The sequence below is a fragment of the Pseudoalteromonas sp. S2755 genome (assembly GCF_005886535.1).
In the GTDB taxonomy this organism is placed as follows: domain Bacteria; phylum Pseudomonadota; class Gammaproteobacteria; order Enterobacterales; family Alteromonadaceae; genus Pseudoalteromonas.
Genome location: NZ_PNDS01000042.1, coordinates 58,054 through 68,798, shown reverse-complemented (window position 1 = coordinate 68,798; position 10,745 = coordinate 58,054). Strand labels below are relative to the sequence as shown.

11 protein-coding genes and 1 pseudogene are annotated in these 10,745 nt (G+C 42.0%); 4 read left to right on the top strand and 8 right to left on the bottom strand.

Annotated elements, in window-relative coordinates:
- Nucleotides 1-146, bottom strand: a pseudogene (locus CWC03_RS23760) (ISAs1-like element ISPsesp1 family transposase); the annotation flags it as partial.
- Between the two features lie 181 nt (nt 147-327).
- On the opposite strand from CWC03_RS23760, the gene CWC03_RS08560 reads away from it, so the two are divergent.
- Nucleotides 328-1,701: a hypothetical protein gene (locus tag CWC03_RS08560; RefSeq protein WP_138581422.1), complete on the top strand. Its 1,374-nt coding sequence runs from the start codon at nt 328-330 to the stop codon at nt 1,699-1,701.
- A gap of 28 nt (nt 1,702-1,729) precedes the next feature.
- The gene (locus tag CWC03_RS08555) at nt 1,730-2,071 is read left to right on the top strand and encodes a hypothetical protein (protein WP_138581420.1); all 342 of its coding nucleotides are present in this window, start codon (nt 1,730-1,732) and stop codon (nt 2,069-2,071) included.
- Between the two features lie 126 nt (nt 2,072-2,197).
- Here the strand turns inward: CWC03_RS08555 and CWC03_RS08550 are convergent, their stop codons facing one another.
- Together CWC03_RS08550 and CWC03_RS08545 are read right to left on the bottom strand one after the other, a co-directional pair.
- Complete coding sequence (locus CWC03_RS08550; protein WP_138581419.1) at nt 2,198-2,923, bottom strand: UDP-2,3-diacylglucosamine diphosphatase; 726 nt, start codon at nt 2,921-2,923, stop codon at nt 2,198-2,200.
- A 58-nt stretch (nt 2,924-2,981) separates the two neighbouring features.
- The gene (locus CWC03_RS08545) at nt 2,982-3,476 is read right to left on the bottom strand and encodes a peptidylprolyl isomerase (protein WP_010371206.1); all 495 of its coding nucleotides are present in this window, start codon (nt 3,474-3,476) and stop codon (nt 2,982-2,984) included.
- A 199-nt stretch (nt 3,477-3,675) separates the two neighbouring features.
- On the opposite strand from CWC03_RS08545, the gene cysS reads away from it, so the two are divergent.
- Complete coding sequence (cysS, locus tag CWC03_RS08540) at nt 3,676-5,055, top strand: cysteine--tRNA ligase (protein ID WP_138581417.1); 1,380 nt, start codon at nt 3,676-3,678, stop codon at nt 5,053-5,055.
- A gap of 89 nt (nt 5,056-5,144) precedes the next feature.
- Here cysS and CWC03_RS08535 read toward each other — a convergent pair whose 3' ends face one another.
- Entirely contained in the window at nt 5,145-6,668 is a 1,524-nt protein-coding gene (locus CWC03_RS08535; protein ID WP_138581415.1) for an amidase, read from the bottom strand.
- A gap of 180 nt (nt 6,669-6,848) precedes the next feature.
- Between CWC03_RS08535 and CWC03_RS08530 the strand changes: the two genes are divergently transcribed.
- Complete coding sequence (locus CWC03_RS08530; RefSeq protein ID WP_138523162.1) at nt 6,849-7,745, top strand: mechanosensitive ion channel family protein; 897 nt, start codon at nt 6,849-6,851, stop codon at nt 7,743-7,745.
- A 42-nt stretch (nt 7,746-7,787) separates the two neighbouring features.
- On the opposite strand, the gene CWC03_RS08525 is transcribed toward CWC03_RS08530, so the two are convergent.
- From CWC03_RS08525 to CWC03_RS08510, 4 genes are all read right to left on the bottom strand, one after another.
- Nucleotides 7,788-8,609 (bottom strand): mechanosensitive ion channel family protein, encoded by an 822-nt coding sequence (locus CWC03_RS08525; protein WP_138581413.1) that lies wholly within the window; start codon nt 8,607-8,609, stop codon nt 7,788-7,790.
- Nucleotides 8,610-8,626: 17 nt separating this feature from the next.
- The gene (locus CWC03_RS08520; protein ID WP_249313980.1) at nt 8,627-9,307 is read right to left on the bottom strand and encodes an LrgB family protein; all 681 of its coding nucleotides are present in this window, start codon (nt 9,305-9,307) and stop codon (nt 8,627-8,629) included.
- Between the two features lies 1 nt (nt 9,308).
- Nucleotides 9,309-9,677 (bottom strand): CidA/LrgA family protein, encoded by a 369-nt coding sequence (locus CWC03_RS08515; RefSeq protein ID WP_138581409.1) that lies wholly within the window; start codon nt 9,675-9,677, stop codon nt 9,309-9,311.
- Nucleotides 9,678-9,788: 111 nt separating this feature from the next.
- Entirely contained in the window at nt 9,789-10,586 is a 798-nt protein-coding gene (locus CWC03_RS08510) for a crotonase/enoyl-CoA hydratase family protein (RefSeq protein WP_138581407.1), read from the bottom strand.
- Nucleotides 10,587-10,745: the final 159 nt, after the last annotated feature.

The following is a 10,745-nucleotide window of genomic DNA, read 5'->3' as shown; positions in this document are numbered from 1 at the left end:
CCCACTTTTTTGGCACCGCGCAGAGTTTTGCCATCAAACGCAATGATTGGCCTACCAGACTGAGAGCGCTGTTCGTTGACCCAACTGAACAAGGACAAAACTAGAGAGTCAGTTTCTACTGCTTTAAGAATACGTCCAATGCAATGAATTTTGCAGCCCCTTTATTTGTTTAGCACAATTATTAAGCGGTTTGGGTTTGTTTTGCAATATCTACAATGTTTGTTAGTGCTTACATTGATCCTTTTTTGGGTACAGTGTAGAATCTTTTTGTGCAACTTGGTTGTATAAAGCGCATTTAATGTTTTTCAGTAGTTAAGGACCTAAAAGTTGAGAGTTATATTTTTATTATTTTTATTATTACCATTTTTTACAGAGTCAAAGAATCAATACTATTCAATTGAAAATTACGATGCGAGTATATTAAGTGAGTCTCCTTGGCTCGCCGATTACAGAGAGTCCGTTAGCCTTGAAAAGGCAGGTAAGCATAATGAAGCATTATCTAAAATAGAATCACAATTAGCGACAATTGCAGCAAGTGAACGTGATTATGGTAAGGTTTTTGTAAAATATATATACCAAATACAGAAATCTAATCTAGAGAGAAGAGCACTTCTATTTTTTGAGGAGCTAAGTCAAAAGTATAGCTATTATTGGGTTGAAGCATCATATATATACATTCATATGCTTGATGAAATTAACACTTACAACCAAGCATTTGAATTTAGTTCAGAGGAAGTTGAAAAAAATGAAGGCAGTGAATTTTCTTACTGGTTATACTTCCTAACAAGTGGAAATTATAACAAAGAGAAAAAAGGAAAGATAATAGCCAAGCTAAAAAATATAAACCCTAATGTTGATAAGAATGAGTTGGTAAAGTTATCTAATGCTAATTTAGATCAAGCTTTCAATCTAAGGAAAGTGAAAGAAGTTTTTTCTGCTTTGTCTACACCGGGGAAAAGTCAAGATGATGCACTTTATTACATTGATAAAATCCAAGGTGTTATTATTAAATCAGAGAGTAAGCTAGCTTCTCTTAGAGAAAAATACTCTGATAGTTTGTTCTTGGCGATAACCCATAGCTTTATTACTTTTTATAATTATGATAATGGTTATCTAAATGCAAAAGAGATATTAATAAAATATAAGAATAGCGATTATAGTAGTTTAATTACAGATCTTGTAGTTGATCATCATATAAATATGATTGAACAAGCATATAAAAATAACTTTTTGACGGTGAATTCGATACCGCAAAGCCTAGTTTCAACTCCTAGCTTGCGATATCCATTCTGCAGCCTAGACGACTTTTCAAAGCCATCAATCCCTATGGAAACTATTACAGTACATGGTACATCTATCGCGGTTCCCCCCGCTTGGCACCCCGATATATTTACTACTATATCCATGGCAAATTTAGATTCGTTCTTAAATAGATCATTTATATATTTAGGCCCAATTGCAACGCCAAATAGTACTGAACAAAAGAAAAAAGAATGTAAAAATAAAATGGAAGAGACGGTAAAATCCTGTAAGGATACGTACTTTTTTTATACAAATGCTGCTGGCTTACTATGTATAGCAATACCGGGTAAGAAAAGAGAAGGGGTATGCCACACTTCTGTGCAAAGCTTAATTTATAAAAGTTCTCAATGGTGTGAAGCACAAGGGAAAAAAGGCTTAAAAGAGAAGTGCAACTTATAATCGGCGCTATATTGCTTTGTGAGGAATTATGAATATTGACTATCTAAATTTAGATACTGAAATTTTAATAATCATATCATTTTCTTTATTTACTTTGATTAGTATCTATCTATCGATAGGGAAAGTGGAGAAGACTCTAAAAGAGATACGAAAAGAAAGGGAGATACTAAATTTCAAGTTAGATGCACTGCTTCAGCAAAGTAACACATCATTTCCAACAAGTGACATGCTCAGCTCGGAACTAAAAGAAATGATAATCTCAGGCTATGAACTAGATTGTATAAAAGCCATTAAAACCCAGTTTTTATGTACACAAGCGCAAGCAGAAAGGGTAGTTGATACAGTAAAAAAGGAGCTTAAACTATTTTGATGATGATATAGCTAACATTTTGGCGCTCAAGCTGGATTATATCATTCCGCATGGGCGCTTCGTATAAATAGAAAGCCGGACCTCGATTTCAAGTTCCACTCAGGTGCGCCTGTTTAAGCACTAAATTTATTCAAAAGGATGGCAAAGGAGCTGCTGTTTACCACTTTCGTCAATGACGATATATGAGCTTTGTGAATACCAATCGCCAAGCACAGTGCGTACCTTACCATCTGGGTAGGTGTGCACTTTTGGTCTGTGGGTGTGGCCGTGGATCATATTGTCTACGCCATGTTTTGCGAACATGTCTGCCACCGCTTCTTCGGTGACATCTAAAATCTCGAGGGGCTTGCCTTTTTGGTTTTCAATGCTCTTACGCCTTGCATTTGCAGCGACTTTACGACGATACCAAAGTGGCATAGCAAGCATCAGTCTTGGCCACCACCAACCGCGGCTCTTCTTACGAAACTTTTGATAGGCTTCGTCTTGTGTACACATCTCGTCGCCGTGCAAAATCACCGTCGGTGTGCCGTATAGATCTATTACCGCTTGTTCAGGTAGTAAAGTCATTTGGCATTCGTCAGCAAAGGTTTGTTTGATTAAAAAGTCACGGTTACCGTGAATAAAAAATACTTGAATGCCAAGGTGACTTAAGCTTCGCAGTTTTTGTGCAATACTCAGGGCATAAGGGTCTTTTTCATCGTCTCCAATCCACACTTCAAAAAAATCACCAAGAATATATAAAGCGTCGACATCGGCGGTCATATGATGGTCGAGAAAAGCGAAAAAAGCGTCGGTGATATCAGTGCGGTGCTCGGTTAAATGCAAGTCGGCGATAAAATAGGTTTTACCCATGGGACCTCAAAACTAATAAGGCCAGCATAAATACTGGCCTTGAATAAAAAGTAGGATATTACTCAGCAACGTATGCTTTTTCGATGATCACATCTTCAAGCGGTACGTCTTGGTGGAAACCAGAAGAACCAGTAGCAACACCTTTAATCTTATTTACAACGTCCATGCCTTCAACAACTTCGCCGAATACACAGTAACCCCAACCTTGCGATGTTTCGCTAGAGAAGTTAAGGAAGTCATTGTCGTTAACATTGATAAAAAATTGTGCAGTTGCAGAGTGTGGATCTGGCGTACGTGCCATTGCTAGGGTACCCACTTTGTTTGCAACACCGTTGTTTGCTTCGTTTTTGATCGGTGCTTCAACTGGTTTTTGTTCCATACCTGATGCAAATCCGCCACCTTGAACCATAAAGCCGTCGATTACACGGTGGAAAATAGTACCGTTATAAAACTCGCTGTTTACGTAGTTTAGGAAGTTAGCTACCGTTTCAGGCGCTTTGTCAGCGAAAAGATTAATACGGATTTCGCCGTGATTTGTTTCTAAAACAACCATGTTAGTGTCCATCGTGTTGAATGATAAAAGCCTATTTTATATCAACTGGGCTTTTGTGAAAAAGCATTCCTTGAAAATCTGCGTAAAAAATCAAAAAACTGCTGTAATTCGTTATTAAAATCTAGAGGCGCTGCTATGCAGGTGGTATGATTGAAAGCACTTTTGTTAAAAAATGAACCGTACTTAGGAAGAAAACTACATGTTGCAGATTTTCAACACACTCACTCGCCAAAAAGCCCCTTTTAAACCGCTCAAAGAAGGCAAGGTTGATATGTACGTGTGTGGTATCACTATCTATGATTTCTGTCATGTAGGACACGCACGCACTTATGTTTCATTTGACGTAATGAACCGTTATTTACGTTATTTAGGTTATGACGTCACATATGTGCGTAATATTACTGATGTGGATGACAAAATCATTAAACGCGCCGCGGAAAACAACGAGTCGATTAATGACCTAACGGTTCGTATGACCAAAGCCATGCATGAAGACTTTACCGCATTGAACATGTTACCTGCGGATATTGAGCCGACTGTAACAGGGCATATGGACGAAATCATCGAGATGATCGCGCGCTTGATTGAAAAAGGCCATGCTTACGTTGCGAAGGACGGGGATGTATTGTTTGATGTCTCAACGTTTGAGCAATATGGTCAGTTATCTCAGCAAGATTTAGAAATGCTACAAGCGGGTGCACGCGTTGAGGTAGCGCAAGACAAAGATGATCCGCTCGACTTTGTATTGTGGAAAAAAGCCAAAGCGGATGAGCCTGCGTGGCAATCTCCGTGGGGCGAAGGTCGTCCAGGTTGGCACATTGAATGTAGCGCAATGAGTTCAAAGCATTTGGGCGAATTTTTTGATATTCACGGTGGGGGGTCAGATCTGCAGTTCCCGCACCATGAAAACGAGATTGCCCAATCGTGCTGCGCAAATAACGGCCGTTATGTGAACACTTGGATCCACACCGGTATGGTACAAGTTAACAAAGAGAAAATGTCTAAGTCTCTTGGCAATTTCTTTACCGTACGTGAAGTGCTTAAAGCTTTTGATAGAGAAACAGTACGCTATTTCTTGATCAATGGTCATTATCGTAGCCAGCTAAACTACTCACAAGAAAATCTTGAACAAGCACGTTCGTCGCTTGAGCGTATTTACACTGCGCTACGTGGCGTTGAGCTGGTGGAAGTCGAACTTAAAGGTAATGCTTACGCTGAACGTTTTGAGACAGCGATGAACGACGACTTCAACACGCCAGAAGCACTGCCAGTGATTTTTGAATTATCAAAAGAAGTGAATCGCTTAAAAGATAGTGACGCAAAAGCTGCGGGTGAGCACGCGTTTATTCTTGTGAAACTCGCGGAAGTCTTAGGTATTGCGCAGCAAGACCCTGAATCTTTCTTACAGGGCGAGCAAGACGACGGCGAAGTAGCGCAAATCGAAGCATTGATTGAAAAGCGTCGCAGCGCTCGCGAAAATAAAGATTGGGCCGCAGCGGATGAGGCGCGTGATGCGCTAACTGCCTTAGGCGTTGTTTTAGAAGATAGCGCGGGCAAAACAACTTGGCGTAAAGCTTAACCTCCTTGGTACCAACACGATACGCAAATAAAAATGCCTTCACATCAATCGGTGTGAAGGCATTTTTATTTATAACACTACTATTATTTTTAAGGCGTTAATGTCGCCTTAAATTCAGGCGCTTTGCGTGCATTAGTCAATTGCTCGAAAGCATAGGCAAGCTTGATCAATCTCGCCTCGCTATAGGCCTCAGCGAAGAAAGAAATACCCAGCGGTAGCTCGTGATGAAAACCCATCGGTACTGTAATGCTTGGATATCCTGCAATCGCGGCAGGAGATGACGACGAGGCTGAGAAATTATCACCGTTAATGATATCGATACTCCAAGCTGGGGTATTCGTTGGTGCGATAAATGCGTCAAGGCGATGTTCTTGTATTATTTTATCAATGCCTTGTTGACGGGCAAACTTTTTAACCAAAGCTTGGGCTTCTTGATATCGGTGTTCCGTGATATCGCCTTTCTTTGCAGCTTCCTCTATCAAATATTGGTCAAAGAACTTAATGGTGGAGGGATGTTGCTGGTTGAATTGGATGAGCTGGTTTAGATTTTTTACTTTTACCTGCTCTGGTGTCGTGGCAAGGTAAGCATTGAGATCATGCTTAAAGTCATAGAGCAAAATATCCAATTCGGCAGAGCCTAAAGCTTCCAGCTCAGGTAAGTCTAACCCTTCAATTATTTCTGCGCCATTTGCTTTCATGGTCGCAACGGCTTTTGCAAATACCGCTTGAACTGCTGGTGGAAACTGACCTACATGACTGGTGATAGCAATTCGTTTGCCTTTGAGGCTGGCAGTATTTAAGCCTTGGGTAAAATCAATCGGCTGTTTTGCATTGGTAACGATAGCATTGAGTAATAAGGCGGCGCCCATCACCGATTTTGCCATAGGGCCAGCGCTATCTTGGCTATGACTGATAGGAATAATGCCTTCACCAGGAACTAAACCGACAGTCGGTTTAATACCTACAACACCATTATGTGCTGAAGGACAAACAATAGAGCCGTCAGTTTCCGTGCCAATGGCGAGCAGGGCAAGACCTGCGGAGACGGCAACGGCTGAGCCTGAACTTGAGCCGCATGGTGTTCTATCTAACACATACGGGTTTTTGGTTTGACCACCGAGCGTGCTGTAGCCGCTCGAGCTGAAACTTGATTTAAAGTTTGCCCATTCACTTAAATTGGCTTTGCCAAGGATGATAGCGCCGGCTTGTTCTAACTGGATGATAAGTGGTGCAGCTTGGGTTTTGACGTTGTGTTGCAGGGCAAGTGCGCCTGCGGTTGTTGCCATTGGCGCTCTGGTGTCGATGTTATCTTTAACAATAACTGGCAGGCCATGAAGTGGCCCTCGATATTGTCCCGCGAGTAGTTCGGCATCAAGCTTTTTTGCGTCTTCTAAAGCGTTGGGATTGAGCGTGATCACGGCATTGAGCATAGGACCACTATCATCAAGTTGTGAAATTCTTTTTAGATAAAACTCAGTGAGTTGCGTTGCCGATAAAGTTCGATTTTGTATTTTGGTTTGTGCTTCGAGCGTGGTAAGGTCCGCAAGCGATTGACTATAAGCTGGCAACGCTAGCGCGAGACAAGTGGTTAAGGCAAGTAGGGATTTTTTCATGACGTATTTTACCAATCCGCAGTAGTATTATTGTTATATATTTGTCCTTTATTTAGTCACGAGCCATGTAAAAGGTCAAGCGAGCAGCCTAAACAAAACATGATTTAGGCACCTCTAACACTTGTATTTTTGCTTCTAGGCACACACACTTAACCTCACGAGATAACAAAAAATATAACCATGATAAAAGCACCAATAGATATAGACGTAGATATTCCGTGGCTTGACCAAAAGCTATTTTCATTAGGTAAATTTTCATTAGAGGTGGGAGAGGCACTCTCATTTATCGCTGTGATTGTTGCGACTTTGGTGATCTCCAAGATCCTGCGACTAGCATTTAATCGTCTCGCTTCAAGACAAGGGGTGATCCAGCATACCTCAGCCTATGTGATAGGCAGGATCATTCACTACATCGTGTTATTTATCGGTCTTATTATCGCTCTGACCGCCTTAGGTTTTGAGATAACTGAGCTGGCGCTTGTGGCCAGTGCACTTGGCGTTGGGATTGGTTTGGGGCTACAAGGTCTGGTGAATAACTTTGTTTCTGGTCTGGTGTTACTGCTAGAGAAAACCGTCAAAGTTGGGGACTTTGTTGAGCTGACAAACGGGGTAGTGGGGGAAGTTATAGCCATTCACATGCGCTCAACTTGGATCCGCACCAATGACAATGTCGACCTGCTTATTCCAAACTCGGAAATGGTGTCAAATACAATTACCAATTGGACAATGTCAGATAAATATCGTCGTTTCCGTATTCCTTTTTCAGTAGCCTACGGTAGCGACAAAGAGAAGGTGAAGCGTGCCGCATTGGAAGCGGCCAAAAATGTCCAATACACCTTGAATACGCCGGGGCGAGAAGCCACGGTATGGATGACCGGGTTTGGTGATAGTAGCTTGAATTTCACGCTAGGAGTTTGGGTGCAACCTGAGCAGGTAAAGCGACCAACGGCGCTGGTTTCTGATTATCTTTGGGCTATTGATGATGCCTTTCGCAAATATCAAATCGAGATCCCGTTTCCACAGCGCGATCTTCACTTACGCAGTGGCTTTTCTATGGAAAAGCCTGATGAAAACTGAGTGTAAAATATCGGCTAGGGTGCTAGCCGTTATTGAGTTTACTCACTGAATGATTTTAACCACTCGTTGCGGGAATGGAATTTCGATTTCCGCATTTTTAATCGCGGCAAACACCGCTCTATTCACTTCTAGTTTAGTTTCGATAAGTGAAGTCGTAGGCACCCAGTAGCGGTAGCTCAATATCACTGCGCTGTCGGCAAACTCCTCAATCCCGACTTGAGGCTTAGGGTCTTGACTGACTTTAGTATTGTCAGCGAGTACCTGATTGATAAGTGTTAATGCGCCTTGGTGATCAGCATCATAGGCTATCCCTATCTCGCCTTTAACCAGAGAGTTTGCAAACGAGTTATGGAGAATTTCTCCCACCACATGTTTATTTGGGATTGTGATCTCTACTTTGTCTTCGTTGATGAGCGTGGTATGTCCAAGCTCAATCATTTTAACTTGGCCGTTAACGCCTTTGATGCTGATGGTATCGCCAATCACAAATGGGCGGGTAGCGATGATGGCAAGCCCTGCGCCATAATTTGCCAGCATCCCTTGTAGCGCAAGACCAGCACCTAGAGACGCGGCACCGATGGCGGCGACAAACGGTGTGATACTGATGCCAACCTTGCCAAGAGAAATAATCACAAACATGGCAATAATCAGCACTTTGATCACATTGCCAATAAAGTTGGTTAAAGCAGGATCGATATTGTGTTTTAGCATCAAGTTTTCAGTCGCTTTAGACAGCTTTCTTGATAACCACAAACCGAGAAGGAAGATGAATATCGCAGCGAGCAGTTGGAAACTGTACGTCACCAGATACTCTCGAATAATGTTGTAATAGTGTTCTATTTGCTCGATTTCTTGATTGATCACAGTCGTATCCCGAGTTATTAAATTAGAGTAGCCAGCCAATGATAAAACAAAGGCACCCAAAGTGCAGTTATCATGGCGGTAATTGTCATCGCCGCAGAAGCAAAAGCACCAGCCATGGGGTGATGCTCTATCGCTGTGGCAGTGCCTATGGCATGGCAGACAACACCCAGCGCGGTGCCTTTCGCTTGCATAGGCTCAACTTTACACCAATGCAAGATATGTAGTCCAAACACACCACCAAATACACCAATCAATATCACCATAATCGCTGCAATAGCGGGGATCCCCCCGAGATAATCACTAATGAGTAAGGTGATTGGTGTTGTAACCGACAGGGCCGCCATTGAAGCTGAGAGCTGTGGATCGGCTGCAAAAAATTGACAGATTAGAAAAGCGCTTAACGTAGACAGTGAAACACCCAACCAACTGGTTAAGCACAATGCAAAAAATACCGGTTTAATTTGGTGAAATTGTTTATACAAGGGGTAAGCGAGTGCAACGACAGCTGGCTCTAACAAGTAATGAATTGGTAGCGTTGCTTGTTGATATACCTTGTAGTCAAATTTCGTGAGTAGTAGACATGCCGAAATGGTCAAAATGCAGATCAGCACAGGGTTTAATATCGGTAAGGAGATGCGCTGATATAGTTTGCGAGCACTAAAAAATAACAGGACGGTGAGCGCTGACGCCATAATCATATTAATCACGAAACTTGATGCTCTTAACGATAGGGCTTAACAATATAAGACTTATTGTTGGTACACCAATTAGCAATAACAGTAGCATAAGCCAGTGGGATTGAAACAAACTAAGATGTTCTACCAAGCCCACTCCCGCAGGAATAAAAAACAGCGCCATATATTTTAAAATGGGCTCCGCCCCAGGTGCTAACCATTCTACTTTAATGATTTTTGTGGCAAGGAGTATGACAAGAAACACCATGCCAAGTAGGGCGGCTGGGATCTGAATAGCGCTATGCTGAATTATCCATTTAGCGCTGAAGAGGCACGCTAAAATGATGGCAAAGCCTAGTGCAAATTGTAATATCAACTTCGCTCTGTGTACCATTAAATGTAAATCCTCAGCACTGCAATGGCGCTAACATATATGATGCCTAATTGTACGCTCTTGTATTGCGATGACCATTATACTTTGGGCAAACAAGCATTAAATCTAACGTTACCACTTCATGCGAGGCAAAAATGGCTTTTTATTCTCATCTGCTACAGAGGCATTCTTCATCGCAATTTTGGTATTTTTAGCTGCGAGCAATTTGATTTGTGACCACGTTTCTAACCATAGCAGTTTACGGGCAGGTTGGTTGTAGGCTCGATTATACACTTTCTTAATTGCTGCAATGGCATCTGGCGAGCGTGCGGTAAATTGAGTGAGCAGTTCTGAGAGTCTAGCGTCAACATCATCACAGAGCTCGGTAATAAGGCCGTATTCCAGTGCTTGCTGGGCGTCTATTCGCTGTGCATGGACTGTCATCAGCAATGCCTTATCCTTGTTCATTGTGGCAGGCAAAAGTAAGCTGCCGCCCATGTCAGGGCAAAGTCCCCATTTGGCTTCCATAATGGCAAACTGCGCACTGCTGTCGGCTAAACGAATATCTGCACCTAATACAATATGACAGCCTCCACCTAAACAGTTGCCCGTGATCTTGGCGATGACAGGAACAGGCAAAGCTTGCCAGCCAAGTACGACTCTTTGTACTAAGTTAGCATTGCCGGGTAACCACTTTTTAAGTAGCTTGATGATCCCGGAAGGTTTATTCAACACGCTTTTTACATCTAGACCAGCACAAAAATGTGCGCCTTCACCTTGGATAACAACAGCTCTAATTGATTTGTTTTTTCTAATTTTCTTTATTGCTTTATCTAAACCAACAAACATGTCAACAGACAGCGCGTTTTGTTTTTCTGCTCGAGATAAGGTCACAAATGCGATGTCGTTCGCTTCGGAAAATGAAATCATGATGAGATGCTCCTTGCGGGTTTTATGCGATAGTTTTAGAGTAATAACTCAAAAGCGACGTAACATTCAACTTTTACCGATAATTTGTTCGTCATTTAGCGTTATTTTCTGTTTGATTATCGCGACTAAGTATTTATGTTTTACCTCATTTTGCTATCA